Source organism: Blautia luti (assembly GCF_013304735.1).
In the GTDB taxonomy this organism is placed as follows: Bacteria; Bacillota; Clostridia; order Lachnospirales; family Lachnospiraceae; genus Blautia_A.
The window spans coordinates 1-22,798 of the sequence record NZ_JAAITI010000015.1 but is presented as its reverse complement, the minus strand read 5'-3'; the positions used below and the strand labels follow the sequence as shown (position 1 = coordinate 22,798).

General features: G+C 46.1%; 17 protein-coding genes and 1 riboswitch. Of the genes, 5 read left to right on the top strand and 12 right to left on the bottom strand.

Features of this window, described 5'->3' with window-relative positions:
- Nucleotides 1-40: 40 nt before the first annotated feature.
- The 3 genes from G5B06_RS09660 to G5B06_RS09650 all read left to right on the top strand — a co-directional run bounded on the left by G5B06_RS09660 (nucleotide 41) and on the right by G5B06_RS09650 (nucleotide 4,999).
- Nucleotides 41-1,831 carry a sensor histidine kinase gene (locus tag G5B06_RS09660; RefSeq protein WP_021976597.1) on the top strand — a complete coding sequence of 597 codons (1,791 nt, stop codon included), beginning with the start codon at nucleotides 41-43 and terminating at the stop codon, nucleotides 1,829-1,831.
- 18 nt (nucleotides 1,832-1,849) lie between these two features.
- The gene (locus tag G5B06_RS09655) at nucleotides 1,850-3,397 is read left to right on the top strand and encodes a response regulator transcription factor (RefSeq protein ID WP_173771879.1); all 1,548 of its coding nucleotides are present in this window, start codon (nucleotides 1,850-1,852) and stop codon (nucleotides 3,395-3,397) included.
- Between the two features lie 228 nt (nucleotides 3,398-3,625).
- Nucleotides 3,626-4,999: a sodium-dependent transporter gene (locus tag G5B06_RS09650; protein ID WP_021652213.1), complete on the top strand. Its 1,374-nt coding sequence runs from the start codon at nucleotides 3,626-3,628 to the stop codon at nucleotides 4,997-4,999.
- 191 nt (nucleotides 5,000-5,190) lie between these two features.
- Here G5B06_RS09650 and G5B06_RS09645 read toward each other — a convergent pair whose 3' ends face one another.
- Nucleotides 5,191-8,583 (bottom strand): DEAD/DEAH box helicase, encoded by a 3,393-nt coding sequence (locus tag G5B06_RS09645; protein ID WP_173762954.1) that lies wholly within the window; start codon nucleotides 8,581-8,583, stop codon nucleotides 5,191-5,193.
- Nucleotides 8,584-8,785: 202 nt separating this feature from the next.
- Complete coding sequence (locus G5B06_RS09640; RefSeq protein WP_173762953.1) at nucleotides 8,786-10,216, bottom strand: aspartate ammonia-lyase; 1,431 nt, start codon at nucleotides 10,214-10,216, stop codon at nucleotides 8,786-8,788.
- 399 nt (nucleotides 10,217-10,615) lie between these two features.
- Between G5B06_RS09640 and G5B06_RS09635 the strand changes: the two genes are divergently transcribed.
- Nucleotides 10,616-11,062, top strand: a complete 447-nt coding sequence (locus G5B06_RS09635; RefSeq protein WP_021652217.1) for an Lrp/AsnC family transcriptional regulator — start codon at nucleotides 10,616-10,618, stop codon at nucleotides 11,060-11,062.
- A 314-nt stretch (nucleotides 11,063-11,376) separates the two neighbouring features.
- On the opposite strand, the gene thiE is transcribed toward G5B06_RS09635, so the two are convergent.
- The 5 genes from thiE to G5B06_RS09610 form a co-directional block, all read right to left on the bottom strand.
- A complete protein-coding gene (gene thiE, locus G5B06_RS09630; RefSeq protein ID WP_015526321.1) occupies nucleotides 11,377-12,018 on the bottom strand; it encodes a thiamine phosphate synthase in 642 nt (213 codons plus the stop codon).
- Nucleotides 12,019-12,034: 16 nt separating this feature from the next.
- The gene (locus tag G5B06_RS09625) at nucleotides 12,035-12,937 is read right to left on the bottom strand and encodes a hydroxyethylthiazole kinase (protein WP_118368592.1); all 903 of its coding nucleotides are present in this window, start codon (nucleotides 12,935-12,937) and stop codon (nucleotides 12,035-12,037) included.
- Complete coding sequence (gene thiW / locus G5B06_RS09620; protein ID WP_015526323.1) at nucleotides 12,900-13,454, bottom strand: energy coupling factor transporter S component ThiW; 555 nt, start codon at nucleotides 13,452-13,454, stop codon at nucleotides 12,900-12,902. Before thiW ends, G5B06_RS09625 begins: the two co-directional genes overlap by 38 nt.
- Nucleotides 13,455-13,791: 337 nt before the next feature.
- A riboswitch (TPP riboswitch) is annotated at nucleotides 13,792-13,894 on the bottom strand.
- Nucleotides 13,895-14,216: 322 nt separating this feature from the next.
- On the bottom strand, nucleotides 14,217-15,206 hold the full coding sequence (locus tag G5B06_RS09615) for an aldo/keto reductase (protein WP_059086650.1): 990 nt from the start codon (nucleotides 15,204-15,206) through the stop codon (nucleotides 14,217-14,219).
- 67 nt (nucleotides 15,207-15,273) lie between these two features.
- On the bottom strand, nucleotides 15,274-16,779 hold the full coding sequence (locus tag G5B06_RS09610; protein ID WP_173771876.1) for an alpha-N-arabinofuranosidase: 1,506 nt from the start codon (nucleotides 16,777-16,779) through the stop codon (nucleotides 15,274-15,276).
- A gap of 341 nt (nucleotides 16,780-17,120) precedes the next feature.
- Between G5B06_RS09610 and G5B06_RS09605 the strand changes: the two genes are divergently transcribed.
- Complete coding sequence (locus tag G5B06_RS09605; protein WP_173771874.1) at nucleotides 17,121-17,897, top strand: helix-turn-helix domain-containing protein; 777 nt, start codon at nucleotides 17,121-17,123, stop codon at nucleotides 17,895-17,897.
- 54 nt (nucleotides 17,898-17,951) lie between these two features.
- Here the strand turns inward: G5B06_RS09605 and G5B06_RS09600 are convergent, their stop codons facing one another.
- The 5 genes from G5B06_RS09600 to G5B06_RS09580 form a co-directional block, all read right to left on the bottom strand.
- Nucleotides 17,952-19,649, bottom strand: a complete 1,698-nt coding sequence (locus tag G5B06_RS09600) for an acyl-CoA dehydratase activase (RefSeq protein ID WP_173771872.1) — start codon at nucleotides 19,647-19,649, stop codon at nucleotides 17,952-17,954.
- On the bottom strand, nucleotides 19,646-20,926 hold the full coding sequence (locus tag G5B06_RS09595; protein ID WP_110103610.1) for a 2-hydroxyacyl-CoA dehydratase subunit D: 1,281 nt from the start codon (nucleotides 20,924-20,926) through the stop codon (nucleotides 19,646-19,648). Before G5B06_RS09595 ends, G5B06_RS09600 begins: the two co-directional genes overlap by 4 nt.
- A gap of 316 nt (nucleotides 20,927-21,242) precedes the next feature.
- On the bottom strand, nucleotides 21,243-21,422 hold the full coding sequence (locus G5B06_RS09590) for a DUF6472 family protein (protein WP_015526328.1): 180 nt from the start codon (nucleotides 21,420-21,422) through the stop codon (nucleotides 21,243-21,245).
- A gap of 108 nt (nucleotides 21,423-21,530) precedes the next feature.
- Nucleotides 21,531-21,989 (bottom strand): ferritin-like domain-containing protein, encoded by a 459-nt coding sequence (locus tag G5B06_RS09585; RefSeq protein WP_044961927.1) that lies wholly within the window; start codon nucleotides 21,987-21,989, stop codon nucleotides 21,531-21,533.
- A 64-nt stretch (nucleotides 21,990-22,053) separates the two neighbouring features.
- A complete protein-coding gene (locus G5B06_RS09580; protein ID WP_118368595.1) occupies nucleotides 22,054-22,716 on the bottom strand; it encodes a DUF5110 domain-containing protein in 663 nt (220 codons plus the stop codon).
- Between the last annotated feature and the right edge of the window lie 82 nt (nucleotides 22,717-22,798).

Here is a 22,798-nt window from a genome sequence, read left to right as displayed (position 1 = left end):
TATTATATAATGTAGCCAATAAAACCAGAGGGGGGATTCCATGATAGAAAATCTGAAAAAAAAGGTGTTTCACTTATTTTTAGGAATCAGTCTGAAACGCAGGCTTTTTATTACATATCTGCTGCTCAGTTCTCTGATACTCATGCTTACTTCCGTGTTTTTTTATACTGCATCCAAAAAAGTACTGATCAAGCGTGCCGCACTTTCCAGTCAGCAGCAGCTATCCCTGATCACCAGCAACCTTGGAGAAAAGATCGATAATATATCAAACTATGCCATCACCCTTTCCATCAACAGCAATATCGCCGATGTTTTAAAAGAAAATCCCACAGTTCCCGAAAACACACTGGAACATTTTCTGGTAAATTCCGAGCTTACAGACCAGGCCCAGCGTATCATCGGACTTCACAAAAACATCTATGCCTGGGATATCCTGGATACAGAAAACCACTGGTTTCACAGCAGTACCACAGAAACAGATCAGCTTGATTCCATTTTAGGTCCCGAAGTCCTTGACAGCCTTCAGACTAATCTGGCCTTTCAGTTTCTCGGACCCTTCCAGATAAGTGGGGAGCCAACCTTTGTAGCCTTAAAAAGTATTACAAACATTGATAACACCAAATATCTGGGCGCCCTGGTCCTTCTGATCAGAGAAACAAATATTTCCTCTGCATTCCGCGACCTTCCGGACAGCTCTTCCAGGGATTTCTATATTACTGATGAAAATGGACAGATACTTTCCTCTTCTTCATCCGGAGGTATTTATAAAGACTTCTCATCCTATACAAAAATCAGTTCAGAGAATTATAAAACCCTGACAGAAACCGACAGGCAGTTTTTTTCCGTAGACGGCACTGACACTCTTTTTATCTGCAAATCCTATCCTGACCTGAACTGGAATGTGATCAACCTGATTCCTCTGGAAAGCCTGACTCTGGATCATATGGTGATCCTGCACAACATTCTTCTGATCAGCATTGTAGTGTTTATTTTATCTGTATTTTTTTCCATATTATGTACAGGTACTGTCACCGCACCTATACAGAAACTTGTAGAAAAAATGAAATCTGCGTCTGCCGGAAAGCTGAATATTTCTGCCAGTTACTCTTCAAATGATGAACTTGCAGTTCTCTATAACCAGTTTAACCTTATGATGCAGAAGATCCAGACATTACTTAACGATATCTATGAGGAACAAAATGCCAAACAGAAAATGGAAGTACGTCTTTTACAGTCCCAGATCAATCCCCATTTTCTTTATAATACTTTAAACACCATCAAGTCTCTCATAGAACTTGACATGAATGATACTGCAGTAAAAGCAGTGTCTTCCATGTCATCTTTCTACAGAAACTCTCTTTCAAAGGGACAGTTTATCATTCCTCTGCGCCAGGAGCTGCTTCTTACAGAACAGTATCTTTATATCCAGAATCTGCGGTATATGGATTTTGTTGATTACGAGATCACCTATGAGCCGTCCTGGGAGGATCATGGGGCAGAGATACCCAAGCTGACCATACAGCCTGTTGTGGAAAATATTTTTGTCCACGGACTTACCAGCCAGATATGCCATATTCACTTAAATGTTTCTATCAGAAATGGTACCATCTGTATTTCTGTTTCTGATAATGGTTCCGGTATCCCGCCGGAAAAACTTGCCGAACTTAACCGTTCTATCAGAGACTTCAAAACTGCCCGACATTCTTTCGGGCTTCCAAGTATCAACCACAGGATTGCTCTTCTCTACGGTGAGAATTACGGACTCACCATCGAAAGTTCACCTGAAAAGGGAACCACTGTAACCATAGTAATACCTGACAAAAAAATCTGATTGAGGGGGAAATATAAATTGAAAACACTCGTAATTATTGACGATGAAATTTTTTTCAGAAAATCTCTGATCAATTTTCTTGAAAAACAAAACATTTATAACATTGCAGGGGAAGCTAATAACGGACAGGCCGGAATCCAGCTTATTGAAAATGTCAAACCCGATATTGCCCTTGTGGATATATCCATGCCGGTTATGAGCGGTCTGGATATGATTGCAGCTCTTGGAACAGACTGTCATACCAGATTCATCCTTTCCACAGGATACGAAGATTTTGACTATGCCAAAAAAGCCATCTCTCTTCAGGTCCGCGGATACCTCCTGAAGCCACTGGATCACCGGGAGCTTATGGAGACACTCCAGAAAGTAAGTGACGAGATCGATCAGGAAAATTCCAGAAACAGTTATGTGAATAATTATTTTCAGTTCCGCGATCTGTATACACGACAAATGCAGCTTAATTTCTTCCAGAAAGTGATCAGTGGAACAACCATTTCCCCGGATGATCTGGAAAAAATTCCGGTTCATAAAACTTCCGATTATCTTACCATTCTTATGGAGATCCACAATGCCAATCCGGAAATATGGGATGAAAAAGGTGATTTTTCTCTGCTCCACACCATCCTGGAAAATATATGCAGGGAAATCTTACAGCCTGTGTGCAAAGAGCTTATTTACATTGACTATTCTCAGATGAGACAGTATATCATCATGGAAAAAAGCTCTGATTTTTCTTTTACCGATCTGGAACAATCCTGTCTCAGACTTGCCGGGATATATGATAATATCGCACAGATTTCCACTTTTTTCTGCTGTGGAACACCTCATGAAGGCGTGGAAGGAATCCGCTATTCCTATGAAGAGGCTCTTTCTGTTTTTCATAACAGAACTGCGTCTTCTTCCGGATTTCTTTATTTCACGCCCCAGTCCCATTCCGGTGATTTTACATTAAAGCCTCTGGTTTATAATGATATCCTGATCTTTCTGCGCCAGCAAAATTCACCGGCTCTCTGTAAATATATTGATGAATATTTCAACGATATCATCACCAAAAAAATCCATATCCGGCAGACCTGGAGTGTAGCTGCTGCTTTTCTTACTGTACTTGACGGTTTTATCACGGAGTGCAGTCAGCGTGAAACGCTTTTTCCTCTTCTGGAAAACGCCCTGAATACTTACCAGAACTGCCAGAGTGCCCTGCAGTTAAAACAACTGCTCCAGTCTACCTGCAAGGCAGTTCTGGATTCTCTTGCTGATGAAAAAAATCCGCGGAAGTCAGCTCTTGTATCCCAGGTTCAGGAATATATCTGTCTGAATTTTAATCAGCCGGATCTTCGTCTTGAAACCATTGCTTCCCATTTTTTTGTCAATCCCCAGCATCTCTCTACTGTATTCAGTCAGGAATCCGGAGTTACACTTACCTCATATATCAATGTCTGCCGCATGAAAAAAGCCAGACAGTTTCTTCTGGAAGACAGCCCTTCCATTCAAAATGTAGCTTCTTTATGCGGATTTTCTGTTTCCGGAAATATTACGGGATCTCTCCGAAAAATTTCGTATCCCTGACTGAAGAGAATAGTTATTAAAGCGGACATTCAGATTCTGTTGATGTTTTTATTTCTTTAAAGTGTAACGATCCACCACTTTATCTTGTTAAAATAATGTTTTATTTTAACATATGTTTTATGCAAAATGCAAGTTCTTTTTATTGTGCAATATCGAGGAATGTGTTAAGATAAAACTTGCGACTTTATACAAATAGCAGTTTACCAAACTGCAACAATGAGGTGAGTTATGAAAGAAAGAGAAAAACTTGGATCCCGTCTGGGATTCATTCTGATTTCTGCTGGCTGTGCCATCGGAATCGGAAACGTCTGGAAATTCCCTTACATGGCCGGACAGGGCGGTGGCGGCACATTCGTACTGTTTTACCTGATCTTCCTGGCCCTTCTTGGACTTCCTGTTATGACTATGGAGTTTTCTGTTGGACGTGCCAGCCAGAAGAGTCCTGTCAAAGCATATTACGCACTGGAAAAACCAGGACAGAAATGGCACATCCATGGATATATCACTCTGATCGGATGTTATCTCCTGATGATGTTTTACACCACTGTTACAGGCTGGATGCTGAATTACTTCTATATGACAGCCACCGGTAAATTCCAGGGACTTGATTCCGACGGTGTTGCAGGACAGTTTACCAACATGCTTGGCCAGCCCGTTACTATGGGATTCTGGATGATCGTTGTTGTTATTGCAGGTGTTTTTGTCTGCTCCCGCGGTCTTCAGAACGGCCTTGAAAAAGTTACCAAGGTTATGATGATCTCTCTTCTGGTGATCATGGTTGTTCTTGCCATCAACAGTTTTACCATGGATGGTGCCAAAGAGGGACTGAAATTCTACCTGATCCCGGATTTCGAGCGTATGAAAGAAATCGGTATTATTTCTACCATTACCGGTGCTATGAACCAGGCATTCTTTACTCTCAGCCTTGGTATCGGTGCTATGGCTATCTTCGGAAGCTACATCGGAAAAGATCATGCACTGCTTGGTGAATCCATGAATATTGCGCTTCTGGATACTTTTGTTGCGATCACCTCCGGACTTATTATTTTCCCGGCATGTTTCACATTCAATGTTGACCAGACTTCCGGACCGAGCCTGATCTTCATCACACTGCCGAATATTTTCAACCACATTCCGCTTGGAAGACTGTGGGGAAGCCTGTTCTTCATCTTTATGTCATTTGCAGCTTTCTCTACCATCCTGGCTGTATTTGAAAATATTATTTCCTGCGGTATGGAGCTTACCGGCTGGAGCCGAAAAAAATCCAGTCTTGTAAATGCCATCGCCATCATCCTTCTGTCTCTGCCATGCGTACTTGGATACAATGTATGGTCCTGGGACTGGCTCAAGGTATTCGGCGGCGCAATTCTCGACCTTGAAGATTTTCTGGTAAGCAACATTCTGCTCCCGCTTGGTTCTCTTGTATACCTGCTTTTCTGTGTTTCCAAACGGGGCTGGGGCTGGGAAAACTTCACAAAAGAAGCCAACACCGGAAAAGGCATGAAGATCCGGAAATGGATGCGCGGATACATCACTTATATCCTGCCGCTGATCATTCTGTTTATCTTCTTCTTTGGTCTGTACGATAAGTTTTTTGCATAAAATAAAACTTTAAATAAAACACCCCTGACGGATATCGTATGTGATTTACACACGCGATTTCCATCGGGGGTGTTTTTGTTGAGTCAGGCGGATATTCACAGCCTACATTCTTCCCGATACAAGCAAGTCCCCTCACCGCGTATTGCTTTTCGTAATTGAAGCAGGGAACTTACTTGATTCAGTTAAGAATTTTACCTGCCTAGCAGCTCCAGTACTTCCTCTCTGCTGATCAAAGCCTGGCCGATTCCCTCGCCGCTTAAGATCTCATCAGCCAGTTCCCGTTTTCTTTCCTGAAGAGCCCGGATTCGTTCTTCTATGGTGTCTTTCATAAAGAGGCGGTAGACACTGACAACGTTCTGCTGACCGATGCGGTGGGCACGGTCTGTTGCCTGATTCTGCACAGCAAGATTCCACCATGGATCGTAGTGGATCACAATATCAGCTGCCGTAAGATTCAGGCCTGTTCCTCCTGCTTTCAGAGAAATGCAGAAAACAGAAGTATCGTCCTCATTAAATGCCTGTACCATCTGCGCACGTTTTTCCTTGGAAGTAGCCCCCGTCAGCATATAAAAAGAAATCTTTGCTTTTTTCAGACGGACAGCCAGCACATCCAGCATGGTAGTAAACTGGGAAAACAACAGGAGCTTATGTCCGCCATTCACCGCATTCTGAACCAACTCCATGCACATCTCCAGCTTGGAAGAATTCCCTTTGTATCCTTCATATACCAGTCCCGGATAACAGCAGATCTGCCGCAGCCTCGTGATCTCTGCAAGGATCTGCAGTTTAGAAGTGCGAAACTCCGCATCCGACTGCATCCCAAGCATCAGGCGAAGCCGTTCCGTATGGGCCTCATACAGCTCCTTCTGCTCGCTTTCCAACGGGGAAAACATATCTTTTTCCAGCTTATCCGGAAGATCCTTCAGCACATCCCTCTTCAATCTCCGCAGCACAAAAGGACGGATTATTTTCTGCAGACGCTCCATCGCATCGGAATTGCTGTACTGCACAGCTGGAAGCTCTATTTCCTTGCGGAATTTCTCATAAGAATACAAAAATCCCGGCATCAGAAAATCAAAAATACTCCACAGCTCACTGAGCCTGTTCTCCACCGGTGTACCGGTCAGCGCAAGCCTGAATTCCGACCGGATCTCCTTCACAGCCTTTGCCACCTGAGTTCCGTGATTCTTGATATACTGCGCCTCATCAATGATCTGCACAGCAAAATCCAGGTTCTGATAAGCCTTCAGATCCCGTTTCAGAAGGTCATAGGAAGTGATCAGAACCTCCCGTTCTCCCGCATTTTTGATCAGTGCTTTCCTCTCCTTCACATCACCAGTCACAACGGTAGCCGGAAGTCCCGGCGCAAAACGTTCGATCTCGTTCATCCAGTTAAACACCAGCGAAGCAGGCGTTATCACAAGGGCACGTCTGTTTTCTCCCGGCGCAGATTTCTGAAATTCTGACCAGAGAAATGTGATCACTTGGAGGGTTTTTCCAAGTCCCATATCATCTGCCAGGATCCCTCCAAACTGATTATGCTTCAAAGTTTTGATCCAGTAAAAGCCCTCTTTCTGATAGCCCCGGAGGATTTTTTCCTGCTCCCTGGGAATCTGAAATTTATGTTCTTCCATTGTCTGCATGTTCCGGATCAACGCACGAAAGGCATTGTCCTTCTCTACCTTGATCAGATCGCCGCCCTTCAGCTGACTGTCCAGATACATAGCACGATAGGCCGGAACCTGAGTCTTTCCTTTTTTCAGTTCACGATCACTGATCTGCAGTCCATTTTTCAGAGCAGAAAGCTCCCTGAGCTGACCATCGGAAACATCCAGAAAGCTGCCATCCTTCAGGCGGAAATATTTTTTCCTGCGATCGTACCTGGAAAGAATATCAAAAAGCTGCGCCTGATCCATCCCCTCCACATCCAGATCCAGGTTCAGAAGTCCGGCTGACAGAGAAACGCCAAGACGGATGTTTGGCAGCTTTGTCACCCGCATCTGTTTGATGGACTGGGAAATATAGACAGCTGCAACTTTCTGCATGGCGGGGATCCCTTCAGTAAGAAGCTGGTAGAGCTTTTCTTCGGAAGCTTTCACACTGTCGGGCTTCCCTGAACCTTCCCTGCACAAAGATTCCAGTTCCTCGGCACGACAATCCAATGCCAGCTCCATCCGCTGGTCATCATATCCGTTAAAATATTTTGACAGCAGCGCAAACACACCAAGCTCTCCCGGAATATCCCTGGTGCGGGCAGACACATCTCGGTCAAAAACCGAAAATTTATCCTTCCCGTAAACAGAAAATGCCTTACAGGTGATCCAGTCACGCTCTGGTGCATCCAGATAGATCTCATATGCAGCCTTGTAGCATTCAAGACCTGTTTCTTCCGGGAAATCCCTGAGATCACAGTGAAAAAATTTTTTCAGGGAAGGAAGCAGCTCACGCACAAACGCAGGCACATCCGGTTCATCAATAAAGCCTCGGCCTGCAGGAAGCCGCTCCAGACAGGCAACAAATTCCTCCACTGCTCCAAGCTCCTGCCTGGAAACCAGATATACCTTCGCATTATCAAAATACATATGATACCGTATGCCTATCACACTGTATACCGGCGCGATCTCAAGAGATAACCCCTGATCCTTCTTCCGGATCATCAGCGTCCTGTCCGGAATTTCTCTGACAGAATGCCATGTTGTCTCCGGATCATTGTTCATTTTGAACTTGAAACTTTTTTCGCCAAGTATAAGAAGCAAATCCTCAAGTTCTTTTCTGTCAACGGTAAGATCCCTCACCTTTTCCACAGCTATATTCTTCAGCTGTTCATATCTGGACATGTAAGTGCCGTGATGATTCTCGACCCATTCCCGGATAAAGGCCAGCACGCTTCTGGCTCCTTCTGAAAAGGCTTCATCGGAATGGATAAATTCCAGATTTTTTCCATAAGAAACCTTCTCATTATGATCCAGATTCCACACAAAGGCCAACACATCCTTGAGGATATATTTTTTCTCACAGCCAACGCGGAATTCCACGGTAAAACAATTTCTCACAGAATTAAATTTCAGGCAGGTTTCCAGCTCCACCCTACCAAAATACGGATCCCCGGAAAACGGAAGCATACGGCTGTATAGCTGGCGATTAAGGAGGCTTTTCAGCTCAACGGTGGTTTTCGTTGCAGGCTGCCCTGGTCCGGATAAAGCAGCCGGAAATGCTGTTCCGCTGAATAACTCTGCCTGCTTCTGTTCCTCATCCTGCTGTCTGCGGATTTCCACACGCTCATAGGCCTTACGGTCTCCATATTCCAGAAGCACTGCCACGCAATGCTTACAGATCCCGGAATAGCTGCGAAAAGCCGGGCAGTCACAGTATGCTTCTTTTATGCGGTCCGCTTCTGTATCATACTGAAAGCCTGTATTGTATACATTACGCCCACTTTCCTTCACTGCTGCAGATATTTTATCCACAGCTCCTTCCGACTTAATATCCAGCGACTGGATCCTCTTTCCGGTACGGTAAATATCAAGACCTCTCTGATATGCCGTTGTATTACAGAGTGCCCGTATGGCTGTTCGTTTAAGCATGTATCTTTCCCTTCTTTTCTTATCGCATTTCTTCCATTATAAAAGGAGACCTGCACTGTGACAAGTCTCCTTATAGTACTCATTGATATCTCATTCCTGATCTGCCTATAGCATTTCCATAAAATCCCGCATCAGGTTCAGCTGCTCTGAAATGAATTGCTGCATCAGACGTTCCCGTCATACGTTGGTACAGATAACTTTCTCAGCAGGCTTTCCTTCTTACTTCATCCTCTTTCCTCTCTTCTCCGACTTCTGTCATCAGATACGGATCAAGAACCTCTTCCAGCTCTTTCTCCTTCATGAGTCCCTGTTCCAGAACAAGCTCACGGACGGATTTTCCTGTTTTTACAGCTGTTTTTGCAATGGCTGCAGATGCCTTGTATCCGATATGCGGGCAAAGAGCTGTTGCAATTCCTGCACTGCTTTCCATCAGGTCTTTGCAGTGTTTGCGGTTTGCGGTGATTCCTGTGATGCAGTTTACGATCAATGTATCCACTGCTTTTCCCAGAGTCGTAATGGATTCAAAAAGATTACAAAATACAACCGGCTCAAAAGCATTCAGCTCCAGCTGTCCGGCTTCTGCCGCCATGGTAATGGTGGTATCATGTCCTACGATGTGGAAAGCAACCTGGCTTACTACCTCCGGAATGACCGGATTTACCTTACCTGGCATGATGGAAGACCCATTCTGCTTTGCTGGAAGATTGATCTCCCCAAATCCGGTTTTCGGGCCGGAAGACATCAGTCGAAGATCGTTGCACATCTTGGAAAGATCCACCGCACAGGTTTTTACTACACCGGATACGGCAACAAAGCCGTCCAGATTTTCTGTTGCGTCAAAAAGGTCCTCGGCCTGTTTCAACGGATAACCTGTAAGCTTTTCCAGATTTGGCACAATCTTATAAAAATAAGAATCGGAAACATTGATAGCAGTTCCCACTGCAGTTCCTCCAAGGTTTACGGTGTACATTTCCCTGTGAGCCTTTTCGATACGTTTCCTGTCTCTGGAAACCATGGACGCATAACCGTGGAACACCTGACCAAGACGGATCGGAACTGCATCCTGAAGCTGTGTACGTCCCATAGTGATCACGTCATCGAACTCCTCTGCCTTTTTTGCAAGCTCCTTCTCAAGTCTTACCAGTGCTTTTTCCAGAGGTGCAAGAAGATCCAGAACGGTAAGCTTACCGGCCGTCGGAATCACATCATTGGTGGACTGCGCCATGTTTACGTGATCATTTGGATGGACCATTTTATAGCTACCCTTCGGACATCCGAGGATCTCACCGGCTCTGTTTGCGATCACCTCATTCATATTCATATTTGCGCTGGTTCCGGCACCACCCTGAATGGCATCTACGATAAATTCCTCAGCCAATTTTCCTGCGATCACTTCATCACAGGCTCTAACAATGGCGTCTGCCTTATCCTCCGGAAGAAGCCCTGCATTACTATTAGTGATAGCTGCTGCTTTTTTAATCTGTGCCAGGTTCCTGATAAATACCGGATGAAGCTTTGTACCTGTAATAGGAAAATTCTGTTTTGCCCTTAAAGCCTGAACTCCGTAATAAGCCTCTGCAGGCACTTCCATAGTTCCGATCGAATCTGCTTCCAGTCTTGTTTCTGTTGTCATTTTATCATCCCTCTTCTTTCTTCTGATCCTGTGCACATCTGATTTGCTCCGCCCTCTGATCTCATTTTTTCAGTCCGACGGATATTCGCTGTTTACAAATCATTCTGTTATTTTCATTTTTATCAGCAGCTGTTTTTCTGATGCCTAAGAAGCTAACACTTTCTTTGTAGCTTGTAAATACTTTTAATGGAAAACCACGATTATCCGTGTTTTTCAATAGTTTACATTAATCTTTTTAAGAATTTCTTTTATTTTTCTTATTTTTATTAAGTCGTTTCTTGTGTTGTGATAACACACGCAGTATAATCAATACAGAAATACCTATTTTCAATCCACTTCCCTACGCAGCTCTGTACCAGTTACAAATAACATTTTTTTCATTGAAAGGAGACATTCTACATGGAACACAAACTCGACAACATCGACCGAAAAATCATCGAAATGCTTCAGAAAAACGCCCGCACTCCGGTAAAGGAAATCGCAAAGGAAGTCTTCCTTTCCTCCCCCGCTGTCTCCGCCAGGATCGAACACCTCGAAAAAAACGGGCTGATCACAGGCTACCATGCCCAGATCAACCCGGTATTTCTCGGTTATCATATAAAAGCATTCATCAACCTGGAAGTAGAACCCAACCAAAAAAAAGACTTCTATCCCTTCATCCAGTCCATCCCAAACGTCATCGAATGCAACTGCGTCACCGGCGATTACTCCATGCTCATCGAAGTAGCCTTCCGCTCCACCATGGAACTGGACCACTTCATCAACGAACTCCAGCAGTTCGGCCGCACCAAAACACAGATCGTATTCTCCACCAGCGTAGAACACAGAGATCTGCCGGTGGAGTAACCACCCTCCCCTGCCGCCTTGAAAAACCAGCCCGTGAGGCGTGTGCTGCCTGTCGCCGGACTCTGCAGGAGGGGAGCTGATTCTTGGCTGGCGGAAATCTGCGTTGTTTTTCAAAAGTCCGCTGTCTGAGCGGCTGCAAGACGCGAGTTCGGACTTTTGGAAAACGGTTTTAGCAGAATTCCGGCAGCCTAGAAGCCAGCCCCCGACGAAGCCCCGGCGACAGGCAGCACACGCCTCACGGGCGTCCGTATTTCAACAAAAAAAGAACAGCAATGAACCTCAAATCCACCACTGCTCTCCATTCATTTCCTAAATCACTTTCCCATCAAAGCAACAATCTTCTCCTTCAGCTCCCGCGCATTCTTCTTCGGATCCTCCGCCTTCATGATCGCAGAAACAACCGCCATACCACTCATGCCTGCGCCCTCAAGCACATCCATATTCCCGGCATTCAATCCCCCGATCGCAACCGCCGGAATCGGAACCGCCTCACAGATATCCTTCAACGTAGAAACCTTGGTAAGGATCGTCACAACCTTAGTAGTAGTAGGATAAATCGCCCCCACACCAAGATAATCCGCACCATCCTCATAAGCCTTCACAGCAGCCTCCACCGTCTTGGCAGTAGCCCCCACGATCTTATCCGGTCCCATCAGCTTCCTTGCCACAGCAACCGGAATATCAGAAGCTCCAACATGCACACCAGCCGCATCACAGGCCAGCGCCACATCCACACGATCATCAATGATCAGCGGCACATTGTAACGATCTGTGATCTCCTTCACCTTAAAAGCCTTATCCAGATACTCCCGTCCACCCTTATTCTTCTCGCGAAGCTGGACCAGAGTCACACCACCCTTACAAGCCTCCTCAACCGTACGGAGCAAAGACTCCTCCGTATGATAAGAACTATCCGTCACCAGATACAACGTTACATCCAAATCTTTTCTATCCATCCTAATCCCCTCTTTTTCAGTACATTTCAATCTTCAACAGATCCAGCAGCTGTCGATCCGAAAGCCCATAGATCTCATCCAGCAGATTTACCTGAAAGCTTCCCGGACCGCGGGAAATCTTCTCCGCTTCCTCGCCGGCGATACCCATAAGTGCAGTACCAAGCACTGCCGCAGCCAGATAATTCCCGGATCTCCCATTTAATTCCGTCTCAACGCCAGACCAGACACCTGCCTCTATACTATCCGTCATTTCTTTCGCAATATTATCTTCGCACCCCGGCAAAAACGCCGCAGTCAGTGCACCGACCATACAGCCGGTTCCTGTGATCCCGGACAGCGCCGCACTGCCATTTTGTACCAAAACAACCCGTTCACCATCCGTAACAAAATCCTGTTTCCCGGTAGCCAGCACGATTGCCTGATTATTTCTGGAAAAAGCCTTAAGCACTTCACTGACTCCATCAATATTTTCCTCAGTCAGAGCATCCTCGACACCCGCATCGATTCCGATCGCATGAGACGGCAGCCCGGAAACAGCCAGAAGCTCTGACATATTTCCCTTCAGCACTGCCGGATGACCGATCCTTAAAAGCTCCCGTGCCAGATCCAGCCTGAGATCACTGCATGCAACCCCTACCAGGTCCAGAAGAACCGGAATCTTATTTTCCATCGCTGTTCTCATAGAACGCTTCATTGACTCGATCCTGGCATCGGTAATATTCCCGAGATTCAGCATCAGCGCACCAGCCGATGCCGTAATACCTGTCACCTCTGCCGGATGCTCCGCCATGATCGGCCTTGCACCTACTGCAAGGACCACGTTGGCACAGTCATGGATCGAGATCGGATTGGTGATGCAATGGATCAGCGGCTTTTCTTCTTTAATTCGCTTTCGCAGTTGTAAAATTCTTTGTCTCATATGTTTTTGAACCCAAAGCTGCCTGGAATTTCACCAGAAGACCTGCTTTACTCAGAGCCTTCAGGAAAATATAGGCAACACATCCTCCCATTGTGGTTGCTGCAAGGAACATCGGCGTATAATAAAATGCTGTCAGTCCGCCTCTTCCCATCAGGAATGCCATCACCGGATAAGAAACCATGGATCCGATGATACCCGTTCCAAAGATCTCACCGATCACCGCGCAGATGATCTTGCCTTTGGAAAGTCTGTAGAACACACCTGAAAGGAATGCGCCAAATACTGCACCGGTCAGTGCAAGTGGCGGGATTCCCATGAACATCATACGGATCACGCCGATCATGGTCGCACAGAGAAGGGAATACCACGGTCCCATCAGAACCGAGCATACGATATTGACAAGATGCGCCGTGGGGCACATTCCCTCAATCCTCAGGATCGGTGAAATAACGACACCGATCGCAACCATCATTGCCAGCATTACCATACGAAGCGTGTGCATCCTTTGTTTTTCCATAGTGTTTTTCCTCCCTGAAATATCAGGCAGAGCCCTGTCAGATCCGGGCAAAAGCTTCCCGTCTGCTGCAGTCTGCCCTTAGATTTTGGCGGTCGAAGTTCCCTTACTTCCTCTCACTCCGAAAACACGGATTCCCATCGCTTACATGATCCTTCCGGAAAAATCCTCCGGAATATCACTCTCCTGCCAGACATTAAGGCGCTCCCCTTCCTGCCCGCTCTTTCGCAGAAGCTCCACATGCAGTCTCTGTCACTTTCACATCCCCACATTGTCAGACCATTCCAGTTCCATTCCTGCATCCGAAAAGAGCGCATCCCATGGCAAACTCCACGGAGACACGCTCTCAGATCACAATCCCTCCGTTGGCATTACCCAAATCAGGTACGGTCGAAGATCTATCTTCCTCTCAGCCTGTCACACAAGCTCCCGCTGGCTCTTTTCTTTTCTGTTTTTCAATATAGCACACACCTATCCCGTTGTCAAACCTCCACTGCTTATTGCTCTTTGCACTCCCGCCGGAGACTTTACTGTTCACTCCGTTCTCAGCAACACGCTTCGCGATGCACAGAATTTATGCTAATCGCATAAATTCGCGCGGTATGTCTCGGGTTTTCTGTGACCTTCGCTCACAAAAAACACCTCGCGGAATATTACCAGTGAACAGTAACCCGGAAACTTTCCTAATTCAGTTAAACAATTATTTTGGCATAAAAAACTCCCTGCTTCACTACTTTTCATAGTAAAACAGGAAGTATATAAATCTTATTTTGAGATCTCGTCGATCAGACGCAGCTCCTCAGCTGTAAACGGTGCACAGTGGATCGCTTTCACATTATCAAGGATCTGCTGCGGCTTGGAAGCTCCGATCAGAACACTGGTAACTTCCTTATGCTGAAGCAGCCAGCCAAGCGCCATATCAGCCAGCTTCTCTCCACGCTGGGCTGCCAAATCGTTCAGTCTCCGGATCTGATCCAGACGCTCCGGCGTCAGCACACTTTCCTTAAGGAATCTTCCATCTTTGCGGATACGGCTGTCCTCCGGGATCCCGTTCAGGTAACGGTCTGTCAGCTGTCCCTGAGCAAGAGGGCTAAAGGTGATCAGCCCTTTTTTCAAAATGCCGGTGGTTCTCTTGAGACCGTTTTCTTCCACAGTTCTGTCAAAAATGGAATACCGGTTCTGGTTGATCACAAAGGGACATTTCAGATCCTTCAGGATCGCTGCCGCCTGGCTTAAGGTTTTTCCATCATAATTGGAAAGTCCAACATAAAGGGCCTTGCCCTGCTGAACCGCTGTTGCCAGCGCCCCCATAGTCTCCTCAAGCGGAGTCTCCGGGTCCATTCTGTGATGGTAAAAAATATCCACATATTCCAGACCCATGCGCTTCAGGCTCTGGTCAAGGCTCGCCAGAAGATACTTGCGGCTGCCCCAGTTTCCATAAGGGCCCTCCCACATATCATAGCCTGCCTTTGTTGTGATGATCAGCTCATCACGGTATGGCATCAGTTCTTCTTTCAGGATCTTGCCGAAATTCCGTTCCGCACTTCCATAGGCAGGTCCGTAATTATTGGCAAGGTCAAACTGTGTGATACCATTGTCAAAAGCTGTAAAGCACAGCTGCTTCATGTTTTCATAATCAGAAGTATCTCCGAAATTATGCCATAATCCAAGAGACACCTTCGGAAGCATCAGACCGCTTTCACCGCAGCGGTTGTACTCCATAGTTTCGTATCGTTCCTTTGCAGGTGTGTACATAAAAACCTCCCATAATGTAGCATGATTTACATTTTCTGTAACTGCTTTTACTATACTTCACCCACGTTTATCTTGCAAGACGGATCATATTCCAGCTGTGTTTTGCAAAAACTGCTTCCAGTTTTCCGCCGTCCAGCTTTGAGCATTCTGCACTGGCTTTTACAGGAACTACATTCTCGGGCTGCGTCTCTGTATTGACTGCCTGAAGATTATCGTTATTCAGCACGATATGCTCTACGATCTTATATCCCTCAAACTGTCTCAAGTCACAGGAAACTTCCATATCCTCATCCAGACTCTTATTCACTGCAAAGATCGTCAGCGTATCCTTTTCCTCATCCCAGACACACACAGAATCCAGATATGGCGCTTCGCCATAAGTTTTGCTCTCGTATACCGGTGTGAGAACCTGTGTATTAAGGACGGTTCCTCTTCCAAACACACTTGTCAACATATACGGATAAAAGATCGTCTGACGCCATGCGCCTGTATCGGATGTCATGATCGGCGCAATAACATTTACCAGCTGTGCCATGCAGGCGATCTTTACGCGATCTGCATGACGGAGAAGTGTGATCAACATACTTCCCACAAGAAGTGCATCCTCAAAGTTATAAACATCCTCCAGCTGATGGGGCGCCTGTACCCATTTTTCCAGCTTTTTATCCTGTTCATTGCTGTGGTACCATACGTTCCATTCGTCGAAGGAAAGATTGATCTGTTTTTTTCCATGCTTCTTTGCTTTTACAGCATCGCAGATGGAAACCACTCCTGAGATAAAATCATCCATACCCTTGGAGCTTGCCAGAAAATCGGCAGTGTCTCCCGATGCATTTCCATAGTACTGATGCAGGGAAAGATAATCCACCTGATCGTAAGCCTCGTCAAGAACCGTATACTCCCAGGAGCCAAAGGTAGGCATTTCCAGACTGGAGCTTCCGCATGCAACAGTCTCAACCTCCGGATCCATAAATTTCATCAGGCGGGCAGTCTCTGCTGCAACTCTTCCGTACTCTGCCGCAGTTTTATGTCCCATCTGCCATGGACCGTCCATCTCGTTTCCGAGACACCATAATTTGATATCATGCGGCTGTTCATAGCCGTGAGCCTTACGGAGATCACTGTAATAGGTACCACCCTTAAAGTTACAGTATTCCAAAAGATTTTTCGCATCCTCCGGTCCTCTTGTTCCCAGGTTTACTGCCATCATCACATCGCTGCCGGCTTTTCTGGACCAGTCCACAAACTCATTGAGTCCAAACTGGTTTGTCTCGATGACACCCCAGGCCAGCTCCGGTCTGGACGGACGCTGAGTTTTCGGCCCGACACTATCCTCCCAACGGAATCCGGATACAAAATTTCCGCCCGGATAACGAACGATCGGTACCTGAAGCTCCCTTACCAGTTCCAGAGTATCCTTCCGAAATCCCTGCTCATCAGAAAGGGGGCTGCCTTCCTGATAAATCCCCTCATAAACCGCACGTCCGAGATGTTCTATAAAGGAACCATAGATCCTTTTGTCTGTTTTTCCGGTGAGGAAATATTTGTCCACGATGATCTGCGCTTTTTTCATTGTAAAAATCCTCCTGTAAATTATTATTTTCTGCTGCTACTTCATTTAGCTCTGTTTCCGATTCCGCCGTATACCGGCTCTTACGCCTCTGTTTACTCACACACCCTCAGACAGACCGGAAATCAACCGTTTCTATGTTTCATTTTACCATCCTGTTCTATCCATACCAGTGATTATCTTCCGAAACAGTTGACTTTTTTTCCGGTAAGATTTATCGTAAAGACAGTCTTACCAGACGGACGTCCCTCTGTCACTTTACTTTATACTTCCAGACAGAAAGTTCTTTAGAATGCCACAGTCGGATTGTCTGATCTACGTAATGAAAGGAGCGCAGCATTTCCATGGATTTCACCTTAAATTTCTGCGAATACAACCGTTCCAACTCCGATTACGACAGGATTTTCCGGCCGGAGGGAAGCGGAGATTTTCTTTTTCTTTTATTTAAAACACCAATGAAGGTTTATCTGGGCGGTCAGCTTACTGTCACCCGGGATAATGCCTGCATCTTTTATATTCCGGGAAATCCCCAGCATTATCAGGCTGTGCGAAAATTCCGGAACAGTTATGTCCATTTTTCCTGCGGAGAAAACCTGGCAAAACGGTTCGGACTTCCCTGCAACGAAATTTTTTACCCCAGTGACTGCCAGGAGATCGATCACTGTATCCAGAAGCTGCAGCATGAATATCTGAACAGAGAAGTTTTTTCCCGGGACTACGAGTATGCCCTGCTCTGCCAGCTGATGATCACAGCCTCGCGGGAACTCCGCAGTACAGATACAAACAAGTCTTCAGACTCGGAGCTCTGCAGCCTGTTCCAAAAAATCCGTCTGGAAATGCTTACAAATTACGAAAAGCCATGGACAACAGAAAAGCTCTGCGCCATGGCTAATCTCGAAAAAAGTCAGTTTTATTCCTGTTACCGGAATTTTTTTGACAGCACCCCTCATGCTGACCTGAATCTGCTCCGTCTGGAAAAAGCCAAAAATCTGCTCACCAACGAAGCTCTGCCTGTTCAACAGGTGGCTCTGCTGTGCGGATTTTCAAATCTCTCCCACTTCAGCCGGTACTTCCGAAAGAACTGTGGCTGTTCGCCCAGTGAGTGGGCACGCCGCCCCTGACCAAAAGGATATTCACACTCTGCATTCACTGCGCAGGCAACTTGTCTGATCTGATCACCGTGCCGCATTACACTTCTCATAAGCAAACAGTGCCGCACCAAGCGCACCACAAAGCTGTGCCTCATCACAGATATAAAGCTTCGCACCCAGCTTCTCCTCCAGTGCCTGGATGATACCTTTATTTCTGGCAACACCACCGGTCATCATGTATTCCCCCGGATTCTTTTTGCCAAGGCGGGCTGCAAGAGCTCCTACCTTGGAAGCAACAGATACATTCAGACCATGGATGATATCTGCCACGTCCTTATTCTGGGCAACCAGGGAAACTACCTCGGACTCTGCAAATACAGTACACATGCTTGAGATCACTACGTTCTCTTTCCAATCCAGACCACGGGTACTCATCTCCTCCAGGGAAAGTCCAAGAGTACGGGCCATCATTTCCAGGAATCGTCCGGTTCCTGCTGCACATTTATCGTTCATCAGGAAATTTTTTACCGCACCGTTCTCGTCAATGCTGATCGCCTTGATATCCTGACCGCCGATGTCGATAACTGTACGCACATTCGGATTCAGATAATGGGCTCCCTTTGCGTGACAGGTAATCTCTGTGATACTGTCATCACCACTGTCAATATAGGCACGTCCATATCCGGTAGTAACGATACGCACGATATCTTCTTTCCTGATCCCTGCTTTTTCCACGGCCATCTCCAGGCTCTTCTCTGCACTCATCATAGCGCCGCCGCCTGTGGGAATGATCATGGTCGATTTAATTTTTCCGTCTTTATCCAGGATCACAACATCCGTACTTGTGGAACCGCTGTCGATCCCTGCCACATAATAAACTCCTGATTCCATTTTTTTCCTTATCTCCTCACTGATTCCTTTTGATGGGTCCATATCCTCAGAGCCTTCCAGGGTCTCCGCAAAAGCCTGCACTCTGGTAAGGAGCTGTCCTGCACTCTGGCTTGTAAAATCTGTCTCGATCTTCAGAAGCGGAACCTTGATATCACGCTTGATGCTTGCATACTCAAATCCGTAATAGTCGCAGAATTTAATAGTATGATAAATGATCCCCTTCAGGTTCGGATCCAAATACAGCCGGTTTCTTCGGGTGCTGTTGTTCATACGGAAGCAGGGCATCTGGGAAAGAAGTGCATCCGCATAAGCCAGAAACATGGCATCGTCTTCCATTTTTTCCAGTTCCTCACGGATCACTGCAAGACGTCTTCCGCCTGTACAGGTCAGGTTTTCCACATCCATGCGGATATTATCCCGGATCATTTTTTCCAGGACACCGCTGACACGGACACCCAGAACACCGATATACGGCTGGTTATCCACAGTCTCATGGGAAAAAGCATTCAGAAATCCACTTCTGTCGAAGGTTTTCCCCGAAAATTTCTCATAAGCTTTCTTCAGACGGTGGATGCCCTGGGCAAGCTTCACCTTTTCACAGTCGTTATCCTCATGAGGCATGTCCAGCATGTACAGAAATTTACATTTACCGGTACTTTCCACAATGTCGTACACACGGCGCATGGAATCACAGCAGTTAACAAGAACAAGCTGCTCTACCTTTCCCTCCAGCACTGCCTGGATCACAGATTTTCCGAAGCCGCAGAGATTGGCATGGGCGATCTGGTCCGAAAGCTCAAAATTCTCCGGCATTTCCTCAAGAACCGCACATTCCTCGCCAAAGCCCTTAAACAACTCCAGCGGTGTATATTTACAGACGTAATGTATCATGACCGTTTTTCCTCCTTACCTTCTGACAGCATTTCCAGATATGCCTGAAGCCGTGTGGATACCTGGCCGTCACTGGAATTGGCCGGGTTGCAGCCGTCACCGTCCAGGACCATGGTTGGAAGTCCTGCATTTTCCAGAGAATTTTTGATCAGGCTGGAAGCTCCGATGGTTCCCTTGCAGCCCCAATGCGCAAAAAGGATCCCGCCGTCTGCCTCTGTAAGGTTCGCCAGCTCCTGGGCACGCCGGATCCTCTGCTTCACACTTCCGTTGTAAATGCAGTTGACCATTTTTTCCGCAAGGGCCTCATAAGGATCCGAGGCCTGCATCCGCTGAAAACCGTCTGCAACAAAATCACAGGCACGGATATGCACGTTCTGGCTGTAATTAAATACATCCTTTACCGGCTCCTGCAAAAACGGCATCATATGCATCCACAAAATATGAAGACCTTCCCCCTTTGGTGCCTTCTTCACATCCTCAAGAAGCATTTTTGTGTATTTCAGGGATTCCTCTGAACCTGCCAGAAGATGGCACATAAAGATCGCATACAGCTCGTTTGTCAGGGAAGTCACCGGATCGTGATCTTTTCTGAGGGCAAGCTGGCTGCTGTAATAGGAGGCCGCTTCATTGCTGTTGGCAACTGCACGCTGTACCGACTGCTCGGAGATTTTTTTCCCGCCTACATCCTCCAGGAATTTCTTCAGCTCACGGAGCTGATCTGCAACATAGCTGATGGAATCCTGATTTTTTTCATAGGGTACGTCAATATAAAAGCCCGGGATCTGATATTTCTGTTTCAGATAAGGAAACGTCATCATGTTTCCATCGCAGGCAAGGTTTGTGTAGATGGTACATTTGGGCTTCGGTACCAATCCTGTCATGGACGCTCCCAGAAAAACTCTGTGATAGGAGCACATGGTTTCCGGAAAGCCCTCTGATTCCGTCTGTGCCAGAAATGCCTGCTCACATCTGGTTCCGGCGATGAAGCAGGACATTGCCTCCACGGAATACGGAGTGATCCCTGCTGCTGTCAGAAGCTCTCCCGGTACAAAAATGCTCACAAGCGCGGTATCGTCCGGTTTTGCAAGGGCTTTGATAATATTCTGCATGACTACACGGGCTACATACTGTCCCGAAGCCGGAAGCTTCCTGTCAGGAAAAAGCTGCAGACGTTTTTCCTGAAGCCGGTATCCAGTGAGAAGAAGTTTTCGTGCTTTTTCCGGATCCCTGATGGATCTCTCTCCCACCATATCCCCGAATTTCTTTATAATATCCAATCTGTCACATCCTCCGTCAAATCAAAAAATCTATTATAAGTCTGTCAGACGCTTACCCGAAATTTTGTCTCAGACAAAATCCTGTAGCATTATCATCGTCTGGATGGTATAAAGGCTCCACCTGTCAGACCAATATTTTTATTATAAAGATATTTTTTTCAAATGTAAACACGCTAATTTTTACAAATTTGAAGCCTTTTGCACATATCAAAACATCAAAATGCAGATTTTCCACAAAACTCGCATTCCTTTTCGTGGAAAACCTGCATTTGTCTTATCACATTATCTTCTGCTCTATTTTTTCCGTTACTCTGTATCACATCTGATGACGTACCACCTTATATTCATCTCCGGAACGATAATACGGACATTCCTTGTAATCACTGCTCACAAAACGATAATATTCATCCTCATCCAGATTGACATCACAGTAATATTCGTCGCACTCTTCATCATATGTATAGTTTGCACAGTATTCGCAGCTGGTTCCCTTCATATTTATTCTCCTCTCTTTGCAGGAAAGTATTTCTCCCTGCTGTTCTCCTGATTATATAACAAAAAAAGGAAGAATTCCATTACTGAAATCCTCCCTCTTTTTTATATATCAGAACATTCCGTTCACAGTCTTATATTTGTAAAGCATCTCCGCATGGTTCTGCTCTTCCACCTGGATATCTGCCAGAAGCTTCCGCACACCACTGTCTTCAAAAGCAAAAACATCCGAGTTGTATTCTCCGGAAATCAGCTTTTCTGTTCCGATACAGTCTGTTGCAAGAAAAGCATCGTGTTCCTTATCCTCTGAGGACATCACCGATGTGTAAGCAGCCTTGGGCTGGTAATCACGGCCGTCACTGTCATTACAGTTTACCTGTGGAACTGTACCGGAAAGCACCTGGCTCAGGGAATCGTAATGCTCCTGCTCTTTTTTCTGAAGAGTCTGAAATAAGCTTTTAAGCTCCGGATCCCTGGCCTGCTGTGCATATTTTCCATATTTTTCAATGCAGCTTTTTTCCTGTGTCTGAAGATCCTGGATCACTGTGCGCTCTTTTTCCTTTAATATCATTATGATCATCCTTTCTTTTGATAATAATGATAGTATGGTTTGGAAACGCGATTTTATTCATATTTTACGCAGTCAGTATCTCCATCAGTGCTCCATAAAGATCCTTGTCCAGCTCCATGGACTGAAGCTCAGATAAAAGAACCGGCAGCTTCTTTCCTGCTGTGATCAGCTGATATAATCTGTCCTTCAGTACAAAACCGATCTCTGCCTGGTTCAGGAAATCAAAGACACGCTCTTTTGTCTGATTATCTGCCACTTCGCCAGCGAGAATGATCTGCACCTCTGCCGCTGTGTCTGCTTCCACTTCCACACAGATCTTCTGAAGCTTCTCTTCATATTTTACAGCAGCCTCAGTCTCTGCTCCGTTAACCAGAACCTTCACAGTATCTGTTCCTGTTTTTGCAAAATTACAGAACTCCACGGTATAAGCTCTCTTTGCCGGGATCAGCTCTGTTTTTCCCTGTGCGGGATGAATGGTAAACACTCCCTGATCCTTTTCCTTATAATCCATTTCCGTAAATACACAGGCACCATTTTCGTAAGCACAGGTTTCGTTGTCATCCTCATACAATCTGAAGCTTCCGTCAGCACCCGGGAATACCCGGATATTCAGGCTTTCCGGATTCTTTTCCGCCTCTGTTCCACGGATCTCATCGGTCATCACCAGAATACCGCCTGCTTTTGCAAGAACCGGGATACTGTCCAGAGTACGGTACATATCCACCATTCTTCCGCCCTCATAGCGCAGACCTGTTTGACACTCCCCACAGCTAAAGCAGGGGGATTCTTGCTTCTCCCACTACTGCATT

Bases quoted from the DNA above. Each gene is read 5' to 3' on its own strand.
- thiW (WP_015526323.1), bottom strand. From the start codon at position 13,454: ATGGAAAAACAAAGGATGCACACGCTTCGTATGGTAATGCTGGCAATG.
- G5B06_RS09585 (WP_044961927.1), bottom strand. From the start codon at position 21,989: ATGATATTAAAGGAAAAAGAGCGCACAGTGATCCAGGATCTTCAGACA.
- G5B06_RS09640 (WP_173762953.1), bottom strand. From the start codon at position 10,216: ATGACAACAGAAACAAGACTGGAAGCAGATTCGATCGGAACTATGGAA.
- G5B06_RS09645 (WP_173762954.1), bottom strand. From the start codon at position 8,583: ATGCTTAAACGAACAGCCATACGGGCACTCTGTAATACAACGGCATAT.
- G5B06_RS09625 (WP_118368592.1), bottom strand. From the start codon at position 12,937: ATGAGACAAAGAATTTTACAACTGCGAAAGCGAATTAAAGAAGAAAAG.
- G5B06_RS09635 (WP_021652217.1), top strand. From the start codon at position 10,616: ATGGAACACAAACTCGACAACATCGACCGAAAAATCATCGAAATGCTT.
- thiE (WP_015526321.1), bottom strand. From the start codon at position 12,018: ATGGATAGAAAAGATTTGGATGTAACGTTGTATCTGGTGACGGATAGT.
- G5B06_RS09580 (WP_118368595.1), bottom strand. From the start codon at position 22,716: ATGGTGGATATGTACCGTACTCTGGACAGTATCCCGGTTCTTGCAAAA.
- G5B06_RS09650 (WP_021652213.1), top strand. From the start codon at position 3,626: ATGAAAGAAAGAGAAAAACTTGGATCCCGTCTGGGATTCATTCTGATT.
- G5B06_RS09660 (WP_021976597.1), top strand. From the start codon at position 41: ATGATAGAAAATCTGAAAAAAAAGGTGTTTCACTTATTTTTAGGAATC.
- G5B06_RS09600 (WP_173771872.1), bottom strand. From the start codon at position 19,649: ATGATACATTACGTCTGTAAATATACACCGCTGGAGTTGTTTAAGGGC.
- G5B06_RS09610 (WP_173771876.1), bottom strand. From the start codon at position 16,779: ATGAAAAAAGCGCAGATCATCGTGGACAAATATTTCCTCACCGGAAAA.
- G5B06_RS09615 (WP_059086650.1), bottom strand. From the start codon at position 15,206: ATGTACACACCTGCAAAGGAACGATACGAAACTATGGAGTACAACCGC.
- G5B06_RS09590 (WP_015526328.1), bottom strand. From the start codon at position 21,422: ATGAAGGGAACCAGCTGCGAATACTGTGCAAACTATACATATGATGAA.
- G5B06_RS09605 (WP_173771874.1), top strand. From the start codon at position 17,121: ATGGATTTCACCTTAAATTTCTGCGAATACAACCGTTCCAACTCCGAT.